Raw genomic sequence first — 23123 nt, 5'->3', positions numbered from 1 at the left:
GGAAAGGCTTGTGCAGCTTTGCCTCCTGCGCGCGCTTCGTGACCGGGTCATGACAGCGTTGCGACCCGCTCGTCGAGGGAACCCATAGCGGGCTTGTCGGTTGGGCACAAACCCGGTGTCGTCACGCGTCCCCGGCCAAGTTCGCCCGTGGCTTGCAAGCCTTTGTTCATGTCCTTAATGCCAGCTGCGCATTGACCCGATCACAGACGGACCCGTCGCTTGATCCTTTCCACCTTCGAATGGACTATCGCCAAACGTTATATGTTGCCCGGCAAGGGCGAGCGTTTCATTGCGCTCGTCGCGGGCATCAGCCTTGCCGCGGTGATGCTCGGTGTGGCGGCGCTGGTGATCGTCATGAGCGTCATGAACGGCTTTCGCGCAGAGCTGTTCGACAAGATCGTCGGCCTCAATGGCCACGCCATCATCCAGGCCTATGGCGGCAGGCTCGACAACTGGCAGAACGTTCTTGAGGACGTGCGCAAGACGCCCGGCGTCACCCGCGCCACGCCGCTGATCGAGCAGCCGCTGCTGGCCAGCTTCAACGGGCGGGTCGAGGCGATCCTCGTGCGCGGCAATACCGACCAGGACATCGCCCGGCTTCGCGACAAGGTGAAGGCCGGCAGTCTCGGTCAACTCGAGCCCGGCAGCAACAACGTGGCGATCGGCTCCCAGCTCGCCCAGAACCTGGGCGCGCAAGTGGGCGACATGATCACCGTGATCAATCCGCAAGGCCGCTCGACCCCCTTCGGCACCGTGCCGCGCCAGATCGCCTATCGCGTCGCCGCGATCTTCGAGATCGGCGTCTACGACTACGACAAGGCCTTTGTGGTGATGCCGATGAAGGATGCGCAGACGCTGCTGCTGACCGGCGATTCGATCGGCATGATCGAAGTGACCACGACCGATCCCGACCGTGTCGACCAGATCCTTGCCCCGCTTGAGCGCAAGCTGGCCGGGCAGGCCATCGTCACCGACTGGAAGACGATCAATGCCTCGCTGTTCGAGGCGCTGGCGGTGGAGCGCGTGGCGATGTTCGTCGTGCTCTCGATCATCGTGCTGGTCGCGGTGTTCAACATTCTCTCGTCGCTGATCATGCTGGTGCGCGCCAAGACGCGCGACATAGCGATCCTGCGCACGATGGGGGCGACGCGAAAATCGCTGCTCAAGGTCTTCGTCACCACGGGCTTCTGCATCGGTGCGCTCGGCACGGTGGCGGGCGTTATCCTGGGCTTCGTGTTCCTCTATTTCCGCCAGCCGATCGTCCATCTCGTGGAAATCGTCACCGGACAGAACCTGTGGGACCCTTCGATCCGCTTCCTGACCGAATTGCCGGCCCGCTCCGATCCGGTGGAGATCGCCGTTATCTGCCTGATGGCGCTCGCCTTCAGTTTCCTTGCCACGCTCTACCCGGCCTTCAAGGCGGCGAGCACCGATCCCGTGCAGGTGCTGCGCTATGAGTGAACCCGTGAATGTCAAGGAACCGCACGTCGGCGCCGAGCGCGGCGTTCCGGTCGTGCGTATCGAGAAGCTGACGCGCAGCTTCGAGCAGGGCGGCGTCACTATCGACGTGCTGCGCGGCGTCGACCTTGTGATCCGCCCCGGCGAGATCGTGGCGCTGCTGGGCCCGTCGGGCTCGGGCAAGTCGACGATGCTGCAGGCCATAGGCCTGCTTGAAGGCGGCTTCGGCGGCCATATCGAGATTGCCGGGATCAATGCCTCGAAACTGGGCAAGGACGAACGCGCCTGGGTGCGCCGCGATCACATCGGCTTCGTCTATCAGTTCCACCACCTGCTGCCCGACTTCAACGCGATCGAGAACGTCGTGCTGCCGCAATTGATCACCGGCAAGCCGCGCGAGGAATGCGAAGAGCGCGCGCGCGAGCTGCTGGGCGCACTTGGCCTTGGTCAACGCCTCGAGCATCGCCCGAGCAAGCTCTCGGGCGGCGAACAGCAACGCGTCGCAGTGGCCCGCGCGCTGGCCAACCGGCCGCGGCTGGTGCTGGCCGACGAACCCACCGGCAATCTTGACGAGGCGACGGCCGACAAGGTCTTCGACCAGTTCCTGCGTCTCGTGCGCGGGCAGGGCAGCGCCGCCTTGGTCGCCACGCATAATGAGCGGCTGGCGCTGGGCATGGACCGAGTCGTGCGTCTGCACGACGGCGTGCTGCAATAGCGACACACCGACTTGGCCTGCATCATTGCAGGACGCCGTGAGGATCCACGTTGATTTCGCTGCGGCAAATGCCCAAGTTGAAAGAAAACCACAGGGAATACGAAAGGACCACGCAGATGAGCGACTCTCCCTCCACGATCCAGGGTGAACCGGAGGCGCCGCGCGGTTTCGGCTGGAACGATTCGGCGGAACTGCACAAGTGCGCCGATGGGGGCGGTCTGTTCCACCGGTTCAAGACGATCCGTCGCGGCACCGTGGCCCAATTGATCGACTTCGTCATGGACCTGCCCGAAGAAAAGCAGAGGGAATACGCGATCCAGAAGGAAGGCGATCACCGTCTTTCCATCGGTGAGATTCGCGCGCTTTTCCGCCGCGCGGACTTTCCCAAGACCCCGGACTGACGCAGGTTGCACGGTGAGACCGACCCGCATTGCCGGTCGGTCTCGCTGGGGCCTGCGCGTGCGCCTGCGAGGTTTCTTCCTTGAAAGCGATTTCAGACAACGAGGTGCCGACCTTGAAGACTATCGCCGATTTCAATGCGACGCTTCCCAATGGTGACAAGCTGGCCCTTGCCGACAAGGCGGGCAAGGTCCTGCTGGTGGTCAACACGGCAAGCAAGTGCGGCTTCACCCCGCAGTACAAGGGTCTTGAGGCGCTCTGGCAGAAGTACCGCGACCGCGGGTTCGAAGTGATCGCCTTTCCCTGCAACCAGTTCGGCGGCCAGGAACCGGGTTCGGCCGATGAGATCGCCGAATTCTGCGAGGTCAATTTCGGTCTCTCGTTTCCGCTTATGGGCAAGATCGAAGTCAATGGCCCGGGCGCAGATCCGCTGTTCGACTGGCTCAAGGCCGAAGCGCCCGGCGTGCTGGGCACGAAGAAGATCAAGTGGAACTTCACCAAGTTCCTGATCGACCGCGAAGGCAAGGTCGTGCGTCGCTATGGTCCGACCGACAAGCCCGAGGGCCTTGCGAAGGACATCGAAGCGCTGCTCTGATCCGGCAGGGGCCCTTTCGCGATTGCGCGGGGACGGGGCAAGGCCGGCAATTTGCGCCGCGGCAATGCGCGCTATCCCCCGCTTTGTCGCCAGCGCGGCCTTGATCGCGCGGGCGCGCGATGCCTAAATTCCCATCATGCCGTTCTCGCCTTTCGTCCCGCTTCGCATCTTCTCTAGCTTCACGATGCTGGACGGCTCGATCGACCCCAAGGCGATCGCCAAGCTGGCCAAGGAGCGCAAGTTTCCGGCCATCGCCATCTGCGACCGCAATGGTCTCTATGGCGCCCCGACTTTCGCCGGTGCCTGCATGGACGCAGGGGTGCAGCCCGTTGTCGGGACCTTTCTCGCCGTCGCCCGTCCGGGGGCGGTTGCGCAGGGGCAGGATCTGCCGATCGACTGGCTGGCGCTGTTCGCCCAGAACGAGGATGGCTGGCTCAACTTGTGCCGCCACGTCAGCCGCGCCCACCTCGACCGGCCGCTGGAACTCGATCCCCATGTGGAACTGGAATCGCTGCGCGGCCATACCGATGGCCTGATCTGCCTCACCGGCGGCAACGAGGGCGCGCTGGCGCGGCTTTATGCCGACGACCGTCCCGAGGCGGCGGAGCGCTACTGCGATACCCTGCAGGGCCTGTTCGGCGACCGCCTCTACATCGAGATTACCCGCACCGGCGAGCCCGAGGAGGATGCCTCCGAGGAAGACCTGATCGCGCTTGCCTATGAGCGCGACATTCCGCTGGTCGGGTCGAACCCGGCGCAATATTCCGAGGCGAGCTTTCATTCCGCGCACGATGGCATGCTGTGCATCGCCAACTCCACGCAGGTCGATGCGCCGGACCGGCCGCGCTCTTCGTCCGAGCGCTGGGTCAAGCCGGTCGATGTCATGCAGGAGCTTTTCGCGGACCTGCCCGAAGCCATCGCCAACACCATGGTCGTCGCCCAGCGCTGCGCCTTTGCGCCGCCGCGCCGCAAGCCCCTTCTGCCAAGCCTTGCCGGCGACCGCGAAGGTGAGGCGCGGATGCTGGTAGACGATGCCCGGCGCGGCCTTGCGCGGCGCCTGCTGCCCTACTGGCCCGACGTCAGCGAGGACGAACTCGACGAGGCGCTGGCCTTCAAGGGCGACGAGCGCAAGGCGGCTTACGAGACCCTGCGCGAAAAGGGCGTGAGCGAGGACTTCCTTGCCTATGCCGACCGCCTCGATTTCGAGACGCAGATCATCATCGGCATGGGTTTCCCCGGCTACTTCCTGATCGTTGCCGACTTCATCAAGTGGGCCAAGGACAACGGCATTCCGGTCGGCCCGGGCCGTGGTTCGGGTGCCGGCTCGCTGGTCGCCTGGGCGCTGACCATTACCGATCTCGACCCGCTCAGGCTGGGCCTGCTTTTCGAACGCTTCCTCAACCCGGAACGCGTCTCGATGCCTGACTTCGATATCGACTTCTGCGAAACCCGCCGCGGCGAAGTGATCCGCTACGTCCAGCGCAAGTACGGCCACGACCACGTCGCGCAGATCATTACCTTCGGCAAGATGAAGGCCCGCGCGGTGCTGCGCGACTGCGGGCGCATCCTGCAGATGGGCTACGGCCGCGTCGATTCGCTGTGCAAGATGGTGCCCAACCATCCGACCGACCCGTGGAACCTCACCGAGGCGCTCAACGGCCGCAAGGAACACGGCGTCACCAAGGACCCGCCGGTCGCCGAGTTCCGCCGCGAATACGACACCGATCCCGAAGTGCGCCGCATGGTCGACCTGGCCGTGCAGCTCGAGGGCCTGCCGCGCAATTCCTCGACCCACGCGGCGGGCGTCGTCATCGGCGACCGCCCGCTGGAAAAGCTGGTCCCGCTTTACCGCGATCCGCGTTCGGACATGCCGGTCACCCAGTTCGACATGAAATCGGTCGAGGATACCGGGCTCGTGAAGTTCGACTTCCTCGGCCTCAAGACCCTGTCGGTACTGCGCAAGGCCTGCGACCTGCTCGAACGGCGGGGGATCAGGATCGACCTGTCGAGCCTCGGCTGGGACGATCCGGCCGTCTACGAACTGCTCAAGCGCGGCGACACGGTCGGCGTGTTCCAGCTGGAATCGGAGGGCATGCGCCGCACCCTGGCGGCCGTGAAGCCGACCAACTTCGGCGACATCATTGCGCTAGTCTCACTGTATCGTCCGGGACCGATGGACAACATCCCGCTCTTCGGCCGCCGCAAGAACGGGCTGGAGCAGATCGAGTTTCCGCACGAAAAGCTCGAGGGCATCCTCGCCGAAACTTACGGCATCTTCGTCTATCAGGAGCAGGTCATGCAGGCCGCGCAGATCCTGGCGGGCTATTCGCTCGGCGATGCAGACTTGCTGCGCCGCGCGATGGGCAAGAAGAAGAAGGAGGAGATGGACAAGCAGCGCGCCCGCTTCGTGGCCGGCTGCAAGGAACTATCCGACATCGACGAGCCCAAGGCCAACGAACTGTTCGACTTGATCGACAAGTTCGCCGGCTATGGCTTCAACAAGTCGCACGCAGCCGCCTACGCGCTGCTCGCTTATCATACCGCTTGGCTGAAGGCGCATTACCCGCACGAATTCTATGCAGCGGCCATGTGCTTCGACATGCACCAGTCGGAAAAGCTGGCGATCTTCGTGGACGATGCACGGCGCAACGGCATCGAACTGGCCGCGCCCGACATCAACATGTCGGAAGCGGAATTCATCGTCGAGGAAACCCACGACAGCCACGCCGTGCGCTATGCCTTGGCGGGCATCCGCAACGTCGGTGAAAAGGCGATGGACGCGATCGTCGGGGAGCGTCAGGCGAACGGCAAGTTCGTCAGCCTGCACGACCTGTTCAAGCGCGCTCCGGCCGGATCGATGAACCGCCGCCAGCTTGAAAGCCTGGGCGCGGCCGGTGCGCTCGACAGCCTCGAGCCGAACCGTGCGAAGGTGCTGGCCAATGCGGACCTGCTTCTGGCCGTTGCCGATGAAGCCTCGCGCAGCCGTTCGAGCGGGCAGGCGGGCCTGTTCGGCGGCGACGATCACGCCGAGCCGGGGCTGCGTCTCGTCGATGCCGAACCCTGGAGCCGGATGGACCAGATGGCCAAGGAGCGCGAGAATTTCGGCTTCTACTTCGCCGCCCACCCGGTCGAGCAGTTCCGCGCGGTGGCCTCAGCCAATGGTGCGCGCACGCACGCCAGCCTGATCGCCGGCGGCTCGGGCGGCGGCGGACGATCCGGCGCAGTCATGGCTGCGCTTGTCGAGAACGTGCAGAAGCGCAAGACCCGCAAGGGCAAGGACTTCGTCATGGCCGACTTCTCGGACCAGTCGGGGAATTTCTCCGCGTCGTGCTTCGAGGAAAGCCTGGTCGAGAACTTCGTGAAGTGGGCGAAGGAAGGCACTTGCGTCCTGCTCAACGTCGAACTGGACAGTCCGAGCGCGGACGAGCCTCCCCGGGTCACGGTGCGCGGGGCGCGGCCACTGGCCGAAGTGAAAGCCGATGCGCGCATGCTGCTGCGGCTCGACATCGACCGGGTGGAGGCGGTGCAGGAATTGGCGCTGCTGATGCGTCCCGGATCGCCTGGCGGGGGCGAGGTCATCGCCAACCTCAAGCTGGGCAACGGACGTGAGCAGAAAGTGCGGCTGGGCCGTGACTTCGCGCTCGACGGCGAATTTGCCGAGCAGCTCGCGACGATCGATGGCCTCTCCAACATTTCGCTGACTGCCCGCCGCGGCCCGGAAGGGCTGCGCCGCGCGGCCTGATTTGCAAAGGTCGGTTTGCTATGGCCTAGTGCCGCGCCGATGATTACCCTCCTGTCTCAAGGCATAAGTGCGCAAAGGCACAGCCGCAGAGAGGAGAGCCGATGCTGGGTGCGATGCAGGACTGGGAGCTGCGGGTCACGGGTCTGATCGACCATGCCGCGCGGGAACATGGCGAGCGCGAGATCGTCACCCACTGGGCGGATGGAACGCAGTCCCGCACCAACTGGGGGGAAGTTCGGCGCGATGCGCTGAAGATGGTGCAGGCCTTGCGGCGCCTTGGCATGCAGCCGCAGGATCGGGTCGCGACGCTGGCGATGAACCACTCGCGCCATCTCGTTACCTGGTACGGCGCGCCCGGAGCCGGCTGCGTGCTGCACACGATCAATCCGCGGCTCTTCGACGACCAGCTCAGCTTCATCATCAACCATGCCGAGGACCGGGTGCTGATCTATGATGCGGCATTCCAGCCCATCGTCGACCGCCTGCGTCCGCTGTGTCCGGGGATCGAGCATTACATCTGCTTCGATTCGCCCGAGCATGCGCCCGCGTTCGACGACTGGATCGGTGCCGAGAACGGCGAGACGGCCTGGGCGCCGGGAGACGAGCGCGATCCGTGCATGCTATGCTACACCAGCGGCACGACCGGGCACCCCAAGGGCGTGCTCTATTCGCACCGTTCGAACATGCTGCACACCTTGGCGATGATCGCCACATCGTGCCTGGCGCTGGAGCCGCGATCGTGCGTTCTACCCATCGTGCCGATGTTCCATGCCAACAACTGGGGCATGCCCTGGGGCTGCGCGGCGACCGGGGCAAAGCTGGTCTATAGCCAGGTCAACGATCCGTCGGCGCTTTGTGCGCTTATCGAGCAGGAGCGGGTTTCGCATGTCGCCGGCGTGCCGACGGTCTGGTTCGCCTTTCTCCAGCACCTCGACGAGACGGGCAAGGACATGCCGCCGATCGCTTACGCCATATCGGGCGGCGCTGCCTTTCCGCGCAGCGTCGTGGAACGGCTGATGCGCAGCGGTGTGCGGGTGGGCCATGCCTGGGGCATGACCGAGACTTCCCCGATCGCGACGGTTTCCTATGAAGGGGCCGATTGGGACACGCTGTCGTTCGACGAACAGGTCGATCGCAAATGCCTGCAGGGCAGGGTGGTCTATGGCAGCGAAGTGCGCATCGTTTCGCTCGATGACCATGAAACGCCGCTGCCTCACGATGGCAAGGCCTCGGGCGCGCTGCAAGTGCGCGGGGCCTGGACGATCAGGCGCTATTTCAAGGCGGAAGAAGATGCTGCGAATGAACAGGGCTGGTTCGATACCGGAGACGTGGCGGCGATCATGCCGGACGGTTCGGTCAGGCTGACCGACCGCACCAAGGACGTCATCAAGTCGGGCGGGGAATGGATAAGCTCGGTCGAACTGGAGAACGCCGCGGTGGGGCACCCGGACGTCGTCGAGGCGGCGGCCATCGGAATTGCGCATCCCAAGTGGGACGAACGGCCGCTCCTCATCGTCGTGCCGCGCGGTGGCAGCAGTCTGCACGGTGAGGACGTGCGCGAATTCCTGCGCGACAAGGTCGCCAGCTGGTGGCTGCCCGATGCGGTGGAACTGGTGAATGCCCTGCCGCACACGGGCACCGGAAAGATCAGCAAGAAGGACCTTCGCGTGCAATACAAGGACTACACGCTGCCGGTATGACGAAGGCGGCCGCTAGGCGGGCAGCCGCCTCGGCTCGAATTACTGGTTGGCCGCGTTGCCGGCAGCGGTCTCGGCGGCGTCGCCGACCTGTTCGGCCGCGTTGCCCACGCTGTTCGCCGCATTGGCGATGGCGTTGTCCTTGGCTGCTTCGCTGCTCGATGTCTGGCTGAACAGGTAAATCCCGCCGATAACCGCGACGAGGACAATGACCGCCATGACGATTCCGGTTCCACTGGAAGAACTCTTCTCGTGAATTACAGTCGTGTGCGGAGCCTGCGACGTTTCGCGTGTGGTTTCGTGGGTGGTGTATTCTTCGGCCATGAAGACCTCCTTTTGAATTCCTTGTCTGCAGCGAAGAACTCGCCACCCAGCGAGTTGTTTCAAAACTGACATGTCCTGCGCCGAATCGAGCCTGTTCAGGGACGAGACGTGCCTAGAGGAACGACAACTGTCCGCTTGCGTCGGGCGCCTTGAAACCGGAGCAGTCCAGATGGAGATCCGGCGGGCCGAAGCCATGCCGTTTGGCCGCAAGCCGGAAGCGATTGCGGAACAGATCGGCCCACACGCCGCTGGGGCGCATGCGCTCAAAGAAACGCGGGTCGTTGTCCTTGCCGCCGCGCATCTCGCGAATCGTCGCCATGACCTTGGAGGCTCGCTCGGGGAAGTGCACTTCCAGCCATTCGCGAAACAGCGGCGCAACTTCGTGGGGCAGGCGCACCATGATCCACATGGCGCCGCGCACGCCTTGCCCTGCCGCGGATTCCAGTATCGCCTCCAGGAATTGGTCGGTGATCGCCGGGATTACCGGAGCGATCGAGACATGGGCGGGAATTCCGGCCTCGACCAGCTTGCCCAGCGCGGCAATTCGCCTGGCCGGGGTGGCCGCCCGAGGTTCCAGCAGGCGCGAGAGGTGGGCATCGAGGCTGGTCACTGAAATGCCCACGCCCACCAGATCGAATTGCGCCATCTCGCGCAGGATGTCGAGATCGCGCAGGACCCGGTCCGACTTGGTGGTGATCGTCACCGGGTGGCGCGTCTCCAGGCAGACTTCGAGGATCTCGCGCGTGATGCGGTAGTGCGCCTCGATCGGCTGGTAGGGATCGGTATTGGTTCCCATCGCGATCGGTGCCGGCCGATAGCCTGGCTTTGCCAGCGTGGTGCGCAGGAGCCTTGCCGCATCGGGCTTGGCGAAGAGCCTGGTTTCGAAATCGAGGCCGGGCGAAAGGTCGTGAAAGGCGTGGCTGGGCCGCGCGAAACAGTAGATGCAGCCATGTTCGCAGCCGCGATAGGCATTGATCGAGCGATCGAAGGGAATATCCGGCGATTTGTTGAAAGACAGGATCGTGCGGGGATGCTCCTCGGTCACGCTCGTGGCCGGGTTGCGGGGAGGGCCGTCGATGTCGGCGACGCTGTCGAGCCAGTCCCCGTCGGCTTCCCGTCCGGGCAGGTTGAAGCGAGAGCTTGGCGCCCCGCTGGCAGCGCCTCTTCCCTTGAGAGGTTGCATGCCACGATGTGAACATAAAGAGAACAAAAGTCAAGGGCGCTACCTGCGCCGCATGACGTGCAGGTAAAGAAAAAGCCCTCCCCGCGTGGGGGAGGGCTCTTCCTGTTCCGGCAGCCGGAGCTGCTCGAATCCATGGACCGTAAAGGTCAGGCCCAGGAGGCCATTTCCTTCTCGAGGTTCTCGACGATGGCTTCGAAGAACTGCTCGGTGGTCATCCAGCTCTGCTCGGGACCGATCAGCAGCGCGAGGTCCTTGGTCATCGCGCCGCTTTCGACGGTCTCGATGCAGACGCGCTCGAGGGTCTGGGCGAACTTCACGACGTCCGGCGTGTTGTCGAACTTGCCGCGGTACATGAGGCCACGCGTCCAGGCGAAGATCGAGGCGATCGGGTTGGTCGAGGTCGACTTGCCCTGCTGGTGCTGGCGGTAGTGACGGGTGACGGTGCCGTGGGCGGCTTCCGCTTCGACGGTCTTGCCGTCGGGTGCCATCAGGACCGAGGTCATCAGGCCCAGCGAGCCGAAGCCCTGTGCAACGGTGTCCGACTGCACGTCGCCGTCGTAGTTCTTGCAGGCCCAGACGAACTTGCCCGACCACTTGAGCGCCGAGGCGACCATGTCGTCGATCAGGCGGTGCTCATAGGTGATGCCGGCTTCCTTGAACTTCTCGGCGAAGCCCTCGGTGTCGAACACTTCCTGGAACAGATCCTTGAAGCGGCCGTCGTAGGCCTTCATGATCGTGTTCTTGGTCGACAGGTAGACCGGCCACTTCAGGCCGAGGCCGTAGTTGAACGAAGCACGCGCGAAGTCGCGGATCGATTCGTCGAGGTTGTACATGGCCATGGCGACGCCCGGAGCCGGGAAGTCGAACACGTCGAGGTCGATCTTGTCGCCGTTTTCACCGTCCCAGACGAGACGCAGCTTGCCGGGGCCAGGGATCAGGGTGTCGGTGGCGCGGTACTGGTCGCCGAACGCGTGACGGCCCACGACGATGGGGTCGGTCCAGCCCGGAACCAGGCGGGGAACGTTCGAGATCACGATGGGTTCGCGGAAGACGACGCCGCCGAGGATGTTGCGGATCGTGCCGTTGGGCGACTTCCACATCTTCTTGAGGCTGAATTCCTCTACGCGGGCTTCATCGGGGGTGATCGTCGCGCACTTCACGGCAACGCCATACTGCTTGGTGGCGTTGGCGGCGTCGACGGTGATCTGGTCGTCGGTCTCGTCGCGCTTGGTGACCGAGAGGTCATAGTACTTGAGGTCGATGTCGAGGTAGGGGAGAATCAGACGCTCGCGGATCCATTCCCAGATGATCCGGGTCATTTCATCGCCGTCCATCTCTACGATGGGATTTGCTACCTTGATTTTTGCCATGCTTGAAAGCTCCCCTGGGGATGAGAATTTGGGCGTCTCTTAAGGAGAGGGTGGACGCTTAGCAAGGCAAGGAACGGCATTTTGGCGCCAGTTCGCCTGCGCGGTGGCGTCGATCCGATCTTCCCCGGAGGCGTTGGCGCGCTCCGACCGATTGCGACCGGTCACCATGCCGGTCCCGGAAAGCAGAAAACCCGCCGCTTTCGCGACGGGTTTCTAGCCATCAGGCCTGGGGAATGGTGGGCGTAGCAAGGATTGAACTTGCGACCCCTACGATGTCAACATAGTGCTCTACCACTGAGCTATACGCCCATTCCGTCCAGAGCTCCTTGCGGGCGTTCCCGCTCGGAGGACTGGCCCTCTAGCGTCATGTTTCAGGTGATGCAAGCCGCTTTGGCAGGAATTTTTCAATTAAAGTCGAGCGTGCTCGGGAAGGCCGAAAACCCGCTGCACTTCCATGACAAGATCGCGAAGATGGAAGGGCTTGGAAAGGACTTTCGCCTGCGGTGCCTCGCGGCTGGCGCGCAGGGTGACGGCGGCAAAACCGGTAATGAACATGACCTTGGTCATCGGCGAGACTTCGGCGCAGCGCTGCGCCAGTTCGATGCCGTCCATCTCTGGCATGACGATGTCCGAAAGCAGCAGGTCGAAAGTCTCGGTTTCCAGATGGGGCAGGGCGCTTGTGCCGCAATCGACGGCAACCACATCGTATCCGGCATTTTCCAATGCCCGTGCCAGATAGGTGCGCATCGCCTCATCGTCTTCGGCTAGCAGGATGCGGATCATCGCCTTGTCGTCCCGTATTTCCATGTCGTTGAACGTGGTCGCTTTCGGTGCGACCGGAAGATGGGTCATACGCTAGGACGGGTTAACATTCTCGTCTGGATTTGGGACTGACCGGGAACGGGACGTTTTGACAGGCGAAAGTGAAAGGACCAGTTTCAAGGGCATGGTGAGCAAAGTGGGCGAGAGTGATTCGCAAAGACGAACGGGAGGGCAGATTCCCGGCGCTCCGGCGAGCCCGGCTTTCACGATCACCGCAGCCGAACCCTCGGCGATACCCGTACTCGTTGCCGTCCCCCATGCGGGCAGGGTCTACCCCAGCGGCCTGCTGCGCGAGATGCGCCATCCCGAGTCGGTCTCGCTGCGGCTGGAGGACCGTTACGTCGATCGTCTTGGCGAGGAGATCGCGGCGCGAACCGGGGCGAGCCTGCTGATGGCCCACGCCCCGCGAGCGATGATCGATCTCAATCGCGCGCCCGAGGATATCGATTGGGAAATGTTCGAGCGTTCGGCGCGGCCCGAGCGCAATGGAGAGATGCCGAGCCGGCGGGTCCTGAGCGGGCTGGGGCTGATTCCGCGGCGCTTGCCCGGCCTGGGAGAACTGTGGCGTTCGCGCCACGCAAGGCAGGATCTTACCGCCCGGGTCGATGGGATTCACGCGCCTTATCATGACGCCCTGGCCGAGCAGTTGGGCAATCTGCGTGAGCGCTGGGGGGCGGCACTGCTGCTGGATTTGCATTCGATGCCGCCGTTGCCGAATCGATTCGGCGTTACGGGCGCGCAATATGTCGTCGGCGACCGATTCGGTGTGACTTGCCACGGCAGCGTGATCGCCACGGCCTTTGCCCATTTCGCGGAGCACGGCCTGCCGGCTGCACACAATCGCCCTTATGCCGGGGGTTACGTGCTTGAACGCCACGCGCAGCCGCAGCGCGGGCTGCATGCTTTCCAGCTCGAGATCGACCGCAGTTGCTATCTCGATGCGAATCTTTCCGAGCCGGGAGAGGGCCTGCCGCGAGTCGTCGATGTGCTCGTGGCAATGGTCCAACGTCTGGCGGCTGTCGTCGCCGATCTCGGGCAGGCTGCCGGCGGCAGGGAGTGGCCGCTGGCTGCAGAATGACTTGCGCGCATAAGTTGGCGAAATCTGGCGGTTTTCGCCGGGTTTTCTGAAAACTCTCTCTGGCCATTAAAAAACCACCTCGTGCGATGCACGAGGTGGCCAAGGTTCAGGGAGGAGGTGCACGATGTGCACCAACCCGACCGGGCCATGAGGGTAGCGCCGATCAGGCATTGCAATAATATGCAGGCCTGAGGCGAGATTCAAGAGGTTCTTTAAAACAACTCGGAATCGCTTTGCACGAAGTTTCCGAACCGACCGTGGCGAATTGGACGAGAGTGTGACAAATTTGTCAAAACCCTCGTCCGCATCGGTTTTTCGGTCAGGCGTTGGCCGGCACCAGAGGGCCCTTGCCCTGGCTGATCTGGCGGCCGAAAATGTCACGCACGAGTTCGAGCGAGAACAGGTGTGCGTAGATCAGCGGCAGCATCCCGTTCTGGTTCCACTGGCGCAGGATGTCGCCGCGCATCTCGCGCAGCTTTTCCTCGTTGACCATCTGGAAGCCGCGATAGTTGAAAGGCTGGCCCTGGCCGGTCTCGATGTTCAGCTCGCCGTCCATCAGCAGGTCGTGCTTCTTGAGCTCGGCGATGAAGTTGGCGGTCTTGTTGCCCGCGATCTCGAAGTTCTCACAGAACTGGAGCATGTTCTTGGTGGCTTCGGCCGGATCTGCGCCGTCGAAGAGCGCCTGGCCTTCGTCAAGCTCGCCGACAAGGTCGCTGGTCGGGTCGAAGCACAGCGAGAGTTCATCGCTTTCCTGACGCAGCTTGGCGAGCATGAAGGGGTAACGACGGACATAAGCCGGGATGTAGACCGGGGAGTTCACGGTGCCGTCTTCGTCGACAAAGACGTTCACGCCCTCGTTCATGCCCATCAGCGCGAGTGGGACCGGATTGTCGCCAGTGGTGAAGATGATGGGGAAGTTGCGCTGGGCCTGCGGGAATTCCTCGACCGTGAGCGGGACGGAATTCACCCCGACCAGCCAGGTGGCCTTGTCGGTCGCGCGCGTCTTCCACGAGGCATGCTGCTGTGAATTGAGCGGGATAAGGTCCTTGTAGAACAAGGGCAGGGCAGAATTTTGCGGCGCGCTGGCCATTACGATCTTCTCCGCAGGCTGGGTAGATTTTTGGATAGGTCGCTTTAGTGGCTGGGTTGCAGGCGCGCAAGCGCGCTGGCCGCGTTGCGCACGGGCACAGGACCTCCTTTTTGCGGAGCGCTTCAGATCAGTTTGCCGGGGTTGAGAATGCCCTTCGGATCGATTGCCTGCTTGACCGCCCGCAGCATGGACAGAGCGACCGGATCGCCGAGACGCGCCAGTTCGTCGCGCTTCATCTGCCCGATGCCGTGCTCGGCCGAAATCGAGCCGCCCCACTCGGTTACGAGATCGTGCACATAACGGCTGATGTCCTTGCCCGGGCCGGTCTGCCAGGCGAGTGCGTCCTCCACGTTCGGCGCAATGACATGATAGTGCACGTTGCCATCGCCCAGGTGCCCGAAAGCGACGGCTTCCGTGCCGGGCCATTTCGCCTCGATCATCGGCGCCGTCGTCTCGACGAATTCTGGCATCTTCTCGACCGGCACGGAAATGTCGTGCTGCATCGCCGGTCCGCGCTCGCGCTCGGCGGGAGAAATCGATTCGCGCAGCAACCAGAAGGCTTCGGCCTGGGCTTCGCTGGCCGACATGACGGCGTCTTCGACCAGTTCGCTCTCGAAAGCCGCGGCCATCATGGTTTCGCACCGCTCGCGCAGCGTATCGGCCGCGGCGCGATCGGCCACGACTTCGATCAGTACGTGCCAACCGTGGCGCCCTTCCAACGGCGCGCGGGAATCGGGCAAGTGATGCAGCACGGCATCGAGACAGGCCTGGGGTAGCACCTCGAAGCCTTCGAGCGCCTCGCCCATGGCGTCTTCGCAAAACAGCATGAGCTTGCGCGCATCGCCAAGGGCGGGCACGCCTGCCCAGATCACGACGCGGTCGGCGACGGCGGGCAGCAGCTTGAGCGTGGCCGCGGTGACGACGCCCATCGTGCCTTCTGAGCCGATCAGCAATTGCTTGAGGTCGAAGCCGCGATTGTCCTTCTTCAGCGGCGTCAGCATCGAGAAGACCTGGCCGTCAGGCAGGACAGCCTCGAGGCCCAGGACGAGCGCGCGCATGGAGCCATGGCGCAGGACCTGGCAGCCGCCGGCGTTCGTGGAGATCAGGCCGCCCACGGTCGCAGAACCTTTTCCGCCCAGGGTGAGCGGAAAGCGCAGGCCCTTGGCATCTGCCGCTTCGTGCAGTGTCTGCAGCACCACGCCGGCCTCGCAGGTGGCGCGGCGACCTTCGGTGTCGATCTCGCGAATCGCGTTCATGCGCCGCAGCGAAAGGACCACAGCTGTGCCCGATTCGTCCGGGGTGGCCCCGCCCGACATGCCGCTGTTACCGCCTTGCGGCACGATAGGTACGCCATGGGCCCCGCATAGCTTGACGAGGGCGACGACTTCGGCGGTGCTGGCGGGAGAGGCCACGCCGATCGCGCGCCCGGTGTAGCGTCCGCGCCAATCGGTCAGCGAAGGTGCAACAAGATCGGGGTCGCGCGTGATTCCGCGAGGGCCAAGCAGGGAGAGGGCTTCTTCGAAAAATGTGTCGGAACCGTTCATGAGTTCGCTATGCCACAGCGAACTGGCCGTTTCATCCTCAATCCTTGCAATTGCTTGCACGCCTTGCCTGACCGTGCGCGATGTGATCGACTTCCGTTTCAAGTTAAGCGGTGGTTCAAGCTCATGGGCTATGGCTGCACTTACGGCGTCACCGTGTTCAGGGAACCTGCTCGACGATGAATCTTGCGACTGCGATGCTTTATCCGATCATGGTGCTGCTTCCGGCAGCAGGCCTGGTCGATAGCGAGCGGTCGATGGATAAGAGCGGATTCGATGCGGGCTGGCTGCCCGACGATGACGGCACGGCGGTCTATTCCAGGCGCGAAGCCGATGCCGTGCCGTTCAGTGACGAGACGCGCGCCGCGCTTCCTGCCTGGCCATTCACCGTTTCTGCCTTTCAGCGGGTGGAGCCGCAGGATGCATGGCAGGTCAGGATCGAGCAGCGCATGACGATCCGCATTACCCCACGCAGCCCGCGCACCGCGCCGCCCGACATGTTCGTGGGCCTTCCCGATGGCGAGATCGGTTCGCATTTTTCCGAGCGAAAGATCGGCAAGTGTCTGTCGATCGCGGGCATCGCCGGGGTTCAGCCGGATGGCGACAATCGCCTGCTCCTGTTCATGCGCGACCGGCGTCTCGTCAGTGCCGAACTGGAGCGGGCCTGCAGGGCACGGGACTTCTATTCCGGCTTTTACCTGTCGCATACATCCGACGGACAATTGTGCGTCGACCGCGACACGCTGCTTTCGCGCAGTGGCATGAATTGCAAGCTCACCCGGATCCGCCAATTGGTTGAAGTCGATCATTGAGCGAATTCGCGCAGCTCTTTCGCGGATTTCCTTGACTTTTATACTGGATCACGCATAGGGCGCGGCCAGTTGCACAAACGATGCGCGCGGTGATGCAAAATCCCGCTAGCTTCCTTGCGACCTGTTACTCTCGTATTTCCGGAAACTTGTTCGCCTATGAACTTTGCCGATCTCGGCCTGTCTGAAGAATTGCTGCAAGCGGTGGAAGCCGCGGGCTATACCGAACCGACTCCGATCCAGGCCCAAGCGATTCCGCCGGTCCTGATGATGAAGGATCTCATCGGCATCGCCCAGACCGGCACCGGCAAGACGGCCAGCTTCGTGTTGCCGATGATCGACATTCTTGCGCATGGCCGCCGCCGCGCGCTGATGCCGCGCTCGCTGATCCTCGAGCCGACTCGCGAACTTGCCGCCCAGGTTGCCGAGAATTTCGAGAAGTACGGCAAGAACCACGACCTGAAGATGGCGCTGCTCATCGGCGGTGTGCAGATGGGCGACCAGGTGAAGGCTCTGACCGAGGGCGTGGACGTTCTCATCGCCACGCCGGGCCGCCTGATGGATCTGTTCGAACGCGGGAAGATCCTGCTGACGGGCTGCGAACTGCTCGTCATCGACGAAGCGGACCGCATGCTCGACATGGGCTTCATCCCCGACATCGAGAACATCTGCTCGAAGCTGCCGACCAATCGCCAGACGATGCTGTTCTCGGCAACGATGCCGCCGCCGATCAAGAAGCTGTCGGACCGCTTCCTGTCGAACCCCAAGTACATCGAAGTGGCGCGCCCGGCGACGGCCAACATCAACATCGTCCAGCACAAGGTTGCCGTGACGGCCCGCAAGAAGCGCGAAGTCCTGCGACACCTGCTGCGGACCGACAATGTCTCGACCGCCATCGTCTTCTGCAACCGCAAGACGACCGTGCGCGAACTGGCCAAGAGCCTGAAGGGCCACGGCTTCGGTGCCGGCGAGATCCATGGCGACATGGACCAGCCTGCGCGCCTCGCCGAACTCGACCGTTTCAAGAGCGGCGACGTGAACATCCTCGTCGCCTCCGATGTGGCGGCCCGGGGTCTCGACGTGAAGGGCGTGAGCCACGTCTTCAACTTCGACACGCCCTGGCACCCAGACGATTACGTCCACCGCATCGGTCGCACCGGCCGCGGCGGCGCTTCAGGCCGCGCATTCACGTTCGTGGCGCCCGAGGATGCCGAAGCTATCGACAATGTCGAGAAGCTGACCGGGCACAAGATACCGCTGTTCGATCTCCAGACCGAAGAAGCCGAAGAGGCGCGCGAGGAGAAGCCGAAGGCGCGCCGTGCGTCCAGAGAGACGGCAAGGGATACGGACAGGCGCGAGGTTCCGGAAAAGCGCGAGGTTCCGGAAAAGCGCGAGGAGTCGGCCAGGCGTGCGCCGCGACGTGAAGCGCGTGCACCTGCCGAGGAGCCACGCCGCGAACGCCGCCAGCGCCGTAGCGAGGCCGAGCCCGCCGATGACGGCTGGAACGGTCCGGTTCCCGAATTCCTCAAGGTCTCCGCACTGGCCTGAGATTGCGGTCGCGCGGTCGAGACCGGTCGCGCGTGATCGTGCGGCGGTGACCGTTCCGGTTCCGCCGCCGCGTCAGGCGATCTTGACGAAGCTGTCGATCACGCGCTTGCGGCCCGACTGCTCGAAGTCGATCTCCAGCTTGTTGCCTTCCTGCCCGGCCACGGTGCCGTAGCCGAACTTCTCGTGAAACACGCGCGCGCCGATGGCGATATCGGTGCGCGGCTTGGCCGCGAAGCTGGCCGCGCTGCGCGTCGTCTCGGCGATCCGGCGGGGTTTCGTTTCGAATTCGCGTGCGGCAGCCCGCTGCCAGCCCGGGCCGCGCGTCATCGTGCGCGCGGGTTGGGCGCGGGCGACGTCGGCGAAGGGATCGGCATGTTCTGACCACTGCGCGCGCCACAGCGAAGCACCGCCGGTGAGCGTCGTCTCGCTTTCGACGTGATCTTCGGGCAATTCGGCGATGAAGCGCGAGGGGATCGAGCTGGTCCACTGGCCGTAGATGCGGCGGTTGGCGGCGTGGAGGATGGTGCACTTGCGGCGCGCCCGGGTGATCGCGACATAGGCAAGGCGGCGCTCTTCCTCGAGGCTGGCAAGGCCGCCTTCGTCCAGCGAACGCTGCGAGGGAAACACGCCTTCCTCCCAGCCAGGCAGGAATACGTGGTCGAATTCCAGGCCCTTGGCGGCGTGCATGGTCATGATCGTGACCTTTTCCTCGTCGCTGGCCGCGTCGTTGTCCATGACGAGGCTGACATGCTCGAGGAAGTCGCCGAGGCTTTCGTACTCTTCCATGGCGCGGGCAAGCTCGACAAGGTTTTCCAGCCGTCCGGAGGCTTCGGCTGTCCGCTCGGCCTGCAGCGCGTCGGTATAGCCGCTTTCGTCGAGAACGGTGCGCATCAGGTCCGCCGGGTTCTCCGTCTTCTCCAGATCGCGCCACCGGGCGAAGTCGCGCATCAGCGACAGGAAAGTGTTGCGCGCACGGGCGGGCAGTTCGTCGGTATCGACGATTTCGATGGCGGCCGCGGCAAGAGGGATGCCCTGGCGGCGCGCGAGCTGGTGCAGCTTCTCCAGCGCCTTGGCGCCAAGTCCGCGCTTCGGGGCATTGTAGATGCGCTCGAAAGCGAGGTCGTCGGCGGGCTGGGCGATAACGCGCAGGTAGGCCAGCGCATCGCGGATTTCGGCGCGTTCGTAAAAACGGAAACCGCCGACGATCCGGTACTTGAGGCCGATCGAGATGAAGCGGTCTTCGAACTCGCGCGTCTGGTACTGCGCGCGCACGAGAATGGCCATCTGGTCCAGCGGGGCGCCCTCGCGCTCGAGCCGCTCGATCTCGTCGCCCACGCGGCGCGCTTCTTCCGGTGCATCCCAGACGCCGATCACGCGCACCTTGTCCCCGGGGTGGCGCTCGGTCCACAAGGTCTTGCCGAGGCGCTGGCTGTTCTCGTTGATGAGGCCCGAGGCAGCGGCAAGGATCTCGGGCGTCGAGCGGTAGTTCTGTTCGAGCCGGATCACTTTCGCGCCGGGAAAATCCTTTTCGAAGCGCAGGATATTGGCGACTTCTGCGCCGCGCCATGAATAGATCGACTGGTCGTCGTCACCCACCACGCAAATGTTCTGGCGGCCCTGCGCGATCAGGCGCAGCCACAGGTACTGGACCTGGTTGGTGTCCTGATATTCGTCCACCATGACGTACTTGAAGCGCTGCTGGTACTGCTCCAGCACCTCGCGATGGGTGCGCAGGATGTTGAGCATGTGCAGCAGCAGGTCACCGAAGTCGCAGGCGTTCAGCGTCTTCAGGCGGTCCTGGTAGAGGCTGTAGAACTTCTGGCCGCGGCCGTTGGCATAGGCTTCGTTCTCCGCTGCATCGAGATCCTGCGGATTCAGCCCGCGGTTCTTCCAGCGATCGATGCACCCGGCAAGCTGGCGGGCGGGGAAGCGCTTTTCATCGACGCCTTCGGCCTGGATGAGCTGCTTGAGCAGGCGCAGCTGATCGTCGGTGTCGATGATCGTGTAGTTGGGTTGCAGCCCCACCAGTTCGGCATGGCGGCGCAGCATCCTGGCAGCGATGGCGTGGAAGGTGCCGAGCCACGGCATGCCCTCGACCGCGGGGCCGACGAGCTGGCCGACCCGGTCGCGCATTTCGCGCGCGGCCTTGTTGGTGAAAGTGACGCACAGCACTTCGCTTGGCCATGCAAGGCGATTGCGGATGATGTTGGCAAGACGCCGGGTAAGGGCGGCGGTCTTGCCCGTGCCTGCGCCTGCCAGCATCAGGACCGGCCCTTCGGTGGTCAGCACGGCCTCCTTCTGGGGCGCGTTGAGGCCGTCGATCAGGGGATCGTTGCTGGCGGCAGGCATGCCGCTGGGCGAGGTATCTTGCAGGCTGTTCACACGTGAACAACTAGGGAACGGAACATCGCGGCGCAAGGCCGCTTTGCCGCATGCATGGAACATTCCCGGGCGTGAAACGTCGGTCCGGCAACGGATACACAGTGGAGAGAGACCATGCGAAAATCGATTCTCGCAGGCGGATCGGCGCTTGCTCTGGCGGCCTTGCCCGGTGCGCTACTGGCCCAGAACGCGCCGCCTGCAGCCGCCGATCCGGCGCGAGTCGCCTCGGCGGCGCCGGTAACGCTGACGCCGGAGCAGCAGGCCATGTACGACGGCTGGCCGGCAGACCGTCAGGCCGAGTACGATGCCTGGCCGGACGAGTACAAGGGCTATTACTGGACGCTCGTTCCCGAGCGGCAGGAAGGGTACTGGGCCCTGACGCCCGACCAGCGCGGACAGGTCTACAAGATGAGCCCGCAGCAGCGTGAAACCGCGTGGGCGTCGATCATCCAGCAGCTCAACGGCGAAACTCCCACAACCCCTGCAACACAGGCGAATCCACCCGGCGAGGGCATGCCGACTGCCGGGGTGCCTGCGCCGCAAGCGGCCGAACAGGCCGTGCGCCCCGCGATGCCTGCGGACGAAAGCTATCAGGGCGGCCCCTACAAGGGGGCGCTGACGCCGCCGCCTGCCTCTGCGATGAACAAGGATTATCCGGTCTGCAGCAAGACCGTGCAGGACAGCTGCCGCAATCCCGGAGGCAAGTAACGGCCCCGGTTTTTTGAGTACGAAAAGGGTCCCGCCGCGTGGCGGGGCCCACTTCATATCGGCGCAATATCAGGATTCGATGCGGCGCAGGATTTGGAGCCGTGCCTTGCCGACATCGCGTACGGCGTCGGTTTCGAACCCGCGGATCGCAACGTCCTCGCCGCGCGCCGTCTCCAGGCTCACCCAGGTGGTTTCCCCGATCCAGCCGAGTCGCGTGAGCTTGTCCACGGCGACCGCACCGGCTCCGGTATCGTAAGGCGGATCGAGCAGCACGAGGTCGAGCGGCTCCTTCGCCGGACCCAGCGAGAGTGCCGAGCAGGCCCGAACGTCGCATTGCGACTGGGCCTGCAGGTTGGCGATGTTGCGACGGATGGCGCGGATCGCGGCAGCGTCCTGATCGACGAAGAGGCAATGCGCTGCGCCGCGCGACAGGGCTTCGAGGCCGAGCGCGCCGGAGCCTGCGAACAGGTCGGCGACCTTCAGCCCTTCGAACGTGCCGAGGCGGCTCGTCAGCATCGAGAACAACGTCTCGCGGGTGCGGTCGGCGGTCGGACGCGTCGCGTCACCTTCGGGCGTAGCCAGCTTGCGCCCGCGCCAAGCGCCGGCAACGATTCGCAGGCCGGTACTTGTGCCCTTCATTCGCCTTTGCCCTTGCCGAGGGAGCGGCGGAAGGTCTCGAGATCGCGCTGCGAAACTTCTCCGACCGTGCCCTTGGGCAGGTCGCCCAGCACGAAGGGGCCGTAGGAAATGCGCAGCAGGCGGCTGACCTTCAGGCCGAGATGTTCCAGCACGCGGCGCACTTCGCGGTTCTTGCCCTCGGTCAGGGTCATTTCGATCCACTGGTTGCGCCCCGTCCGACGCTCCATATTCGCGTCGATCTTGCCGTATTGGATGCCGTCGATCTCGATGCCGTCGATCAGGTCCTCGAGCTGGGCCTGCGTGATATCGCCGAAAGCGCGGGCGCGGTAGGTGCGCGGGACGCCGTTGGCGGGCAGTTCCAGCTGGCGCTTGAACTCGCCGTCGTTGGTCAGCAGCAGCAGGCCCTCGGTGTTGAGGTCAAGTCGGCCGATCGGCATGACCCGGCCGCTGCCGGCAGGCAGGGCATTGCGCAGGGCATTGTAGATCGTCGGGCGGCCGGCGGGATCGCGTTCGGCGGTCAGCAGTCCGGCAGGCTTGTGGAAGACGAACAGGCGGGTCGCCTCGGGTGCCTTCACCGGCTGGCCGTCGACGGTTACGCCGCGCAGATCCTTCAGGACGGTCGAGGGCGCGGTAATCGGCTCGTCGCCCAGCTTGACGCGGCCCTCGGCGATCATGCGTTCCGCTTCGCGGCGGCTGGCGACGCCAGCGCGGGCGAGCAGCTTGGCGATCCGTTCGCCCTCGCGCTCGGGCAGCGAGGGATCGCGGGGCGTCGGCGGTGCGGCCGGGCGCGGGACACGAGGCTTGCGCGGCGCATTGCCGCGCGCGTCGTCGCTGCCGGGACGGTTTTTGTCGCTGCCGGGACGGCTGTTGAGGGGACGCTTGCTGCCGGTGGCCGCGCGCGGGCGTCTCGGTTCACCGGGTTTCTGGGGAGGTCTGGCCATGGCAGCGCCTTAGCTGTTGATCGCCGGTTCATCCAGCCTTCCCATACAGGTGGGGGCTGCGTATCCCGAAACCCCGCACGCC

At 64.2% G+C, this 23123-nt stretch carries 19 protein-coding genes and 1 tRNA gene; 10 read left to right on the top strand and 10 right to left on the bottom strand.

Features of this window, described 5'->3' with window-relative positions:
* Positions 1–219: 219 nt before the first annotated feature.
* The 6 genes from PP1Y_RS21150 (at position 220) to PP1Y_RS21125 (ending at position 8609) form a co-directional block, all read left to right on the top strand.
* Positions 220–1461, top strand: a complete 1242-nt coding sequence (locus PP1Y_RS21150) for a lipoprotein-releasing ABC transporter permease subunit (RefSeq protein WP_013834021.1) — start codon at positions 220–222, stop codon at positions 1459–1461.
* Positions 1454–2173 (top strand): ABC transporter ATP-binding protein, encoded by a 720-nt coding sequence (locus PP1Y_RS21145; protein WP_013834020.1) that lies wholly within the window; start codon positions 1454–1456, stop codon positions 2171–2173. Before PP1Y_RS21150 ends, PP1Y_RS21145 begins: the two co-directional genes overlap by 8 nt.
* 116 nt (positions 2174–2289) lie before the next feature.
* Positions 2290–2574 carry a hypothetical protein gene (locus PP1Y_RS21140; RefSeq protein WP_007014784.1) on the top strand — a complete coding sequence of 95 codons (285 nt, stop codon included), beginning with the start codon at positions 2290–2292 and terminating at the stop codon, positions 2572–2574.
* A gap of 104 nt (positions 2575–2678) precedes the next feature.
* Complete coding sequence (locus tag PP1Y_RS21135; RefSeq protein ID WP_013834019.1) at positions 2679–3167, top strand: glutathione peroxidase; 489 nt, start codon at positions 2679–2681, stop codon at positions 3165–3167.
* Between the two features lie 136 nt (positions 3168–3303).
* Positions 3304–6909: a DNA polymerase III subunit alpha gene (gene dnaE / locus PP1Y_RS21130; RefSeq protein ID WP_013834018.1), complete on the top strand. Its 3606-nt coding sequence runs from the start codon at positions 3304–3306 to the stop codon at positions 6907–6909.
* Between the two features lie 101 nt (positions 6910–7010).
* Complete coding sequence (locus PP1Y_RS21125) at positions 7011–8609, top strand: long-chain fatty acid--CoA ligase (protein WP_013834017.1); 1599 nt, start codon at positions 7011–7013, stop codon at positions 8607–8609.
* A gap of 39 nt (positions 8610–8648) precedes the next feature.
* Here PP1Y_RS21125 and PP1Y_RS21120 read toward each other — a convergent pair whose 3' ends face one another.
* The 5 genes from PP1Y_RS21120 to cpdR form a co-directional block, all read right to left on the bottom strand.
* Positions 8649–8930 (bottom strand): hypothetical protein, encoded by a 282-nt coding sequence (locus PP1Y_RS21120; RefSeq protein WP_041559067.1) that lies wholly within the window; start codon positions 8928–8930, stop codon positions 8649–8651.
* Between the two features lie 112 nt (positions 8931–9042).
* Positions 9043–10113: a PA0069 family radical SAM protein gene (locus PP1Y_RS21115; RefSeq protein WP_013834016.1), complete on the bottom strand. Its 1071-nt coding sequence runs from the start codon at positions 10111–10113 to the stop codon at positions 9043–9045.
* Between the two features lie 146 nt (positions 10114–10259).
* The gene (locus tag PP1Y_RS21110) at positions 10260–11483 is read right to left on the bottom strand and encodes an NADP-dependent isocitrate dehydrogenase (RefSeq protein WP_013834015.1); all 1224 of its coding nucleotides are present in this window, start codon (positions 11481–11483) and stop codon (positions 10260–10262) included.
* Between the two features lie 234 nt (positions 11484–11717).
* Positions 11718–11792: transfer RNA gene (locus PP1Y_RS21105), tRNA-Val, on the bottom strand.
* 99 nt (positions 11793–11891) lie between these two features.
* Positions 11892–12266: a cell cycle two-component system response regulator CpdR gene (gene cpdR, locus PP1Y_RS21100; protein ID WP_041559465.1), complete on the bottom strand. Its 375-nt coding sequence runs from the start codon at positions 12264–12266 to the stop codon at positions 11892–11894.
* A gap of 163 nt (positions 12267–12429) precedes the next feature.
* Here cpdR and PP1Y_RS21095 point away from each other — a divergent pair, with 163 nt between their 5' ends.
* Complete coding sequence (locus PP1Y_RS21095) at positions 12430–13383, top strand: N-formylglutamate amidohydrolase (protein WP_013834013.1); 954 nt, start codon at positions 12430–12432, stop codon at positions 13381–13383.
* A gap of 319 nt (positions 13384–13702) precedes the next feature.
* Here the strand turns inward: PP1Y_RS21095 and PP1Y_RS21090 are convergent, their stop codons facing one another.
* Both PP1Y_RS21090 and PP1Y_RS21085 read right to left on the bottom strand, forming a co-directional pair.
* A complete protein-coding gene (locus PP1Y_RS21090) occupies positions 13703–14473 on the bottom strand; it encodes a SapC family protein (RefSeq protein WP_013834012.1) in 771 nt (256 codons plus the stop codon).
* A gap of 122 nt (positions 14474–14595) precedes the next feature.
* The gene (locus tag PP1Y_RS21085; RefSeq protein WP_013834011.1) at positions 14596–16017 is read right to left on the bottom strand and encodes an FAD-binding oxidoreductase; all 1422 of its coding nucleotides are present in this window, start codon (positions 16015–16017) and stop codon (positions 14596–14598) included.
* A 176-nt stretch (positions 16018–16193) separates the two neighbouring features.
* On the opposite strand from PP1Y_RS21085, the gene PP1Y_RS21080 reads away from it, so the two are divergent.
* Both PP1Y_RS21080 and PP1Y_RS21075 read left to right on the top strand, forming a co-directional pair.
* The gene (locus PP1Y_RS21080; protein WP_041559066.1) at positions 16194–16826 is read left to right on the top strand and encodes a hypothetical protein; all 633 of its coding nucleotides are present in this window, start codon (positions 16194–16196) and stop codon (positions 16824–16826) included.
* 156 nt (positions 16827–16982) lie between these two features.
* Entirely contained in the window at positions 16983–18371 is a 1389-nt protein-coding gene (locus tag PP1Y_RS21075; protein WP_007014797.1) for a DEAD/DEAH box helicase, read from the top strand.
* Positions 18372–18443: 72 nt separating this feature from the next.
* On the opposite strand, the gene PP1Y_RS21070 is transcribed toward PP1Y_RS21075, so the two are convergent.
* Positions 18444–20720: an ATP-dependent helicase gene (locus PP1Y_RS21070; RefSeq protein WP_013834009.1), complete on the bottom strand. Its 2277-nt coding sequence runs from the start codon at positions 20718–20720 to the stop codon at positions 18444–18446.
* A gap of 147 nt (positions 20721–20867) precedes the next feature.
* Between PP1Y_RS21070 and PP1Y_RS21065 the strand changes: the two genes are divergently transcribed.
* On the top strand, positions 20868–21461 hold the full coding sequence (locus PP1Y_RS21065; RefSeq protein WP_013834008.1) for a hypothetical protein: 594 nt from the start codon (positions 20868–20870) through the stop codon (positions 21459–21461).
* A 69-nt stretch (positions 21462–21530) separates the two neighbouring features.
* Here the strand turns inward: PP1Y_RS21065 and rsmD are convergent, their stop codons facing one another.
* Both rsmD and PP1Y_RS21055 read right to left on the bottom strand, forming a co-directional pair.
* Positions 21531–22100: a 16S rRNA (guanine(966)-N(2))-methyltransferase RsmD gene (gene rsmD / locus PP1Y_RS21060; RefSeq protein WP_013834007.1), complete on the bottom strand. Its 570-nt coding sequence runs from the start codon at positions 22098–22100 to the stop codon at positions 21531–21533.
* Positions 22097–23041 (bottom strand): pseudouridine synthase, encoded by a 945-nt coding sequence (locus PP1Y_RS21055; protein ID WP_013834006.1) that lies wholly within the window; start codon positions 23039–23041, stop codon positions 22097–22099. The genes rsmD and PP1Y_RS21055 overlap by 4 nt, the downstream gene beginning before the upstream one ends.
* Positions 23042–23123: the final 82 nt, after the last annotated feature.

This window comes from Novosphingobium sp. PP1Y (assembly GCF_000253255.1).
Classification (GTDB): Bacteria; Pseudomonadota; Alphaproteobacteria; order Sphingomonadales; family Sphingomonadaceae; genus Novosphingobium.
Note: the sequence above shows the minus strand (reverse complement) of the source record. Positions and strands in the feature narration are given on the sequence as shown.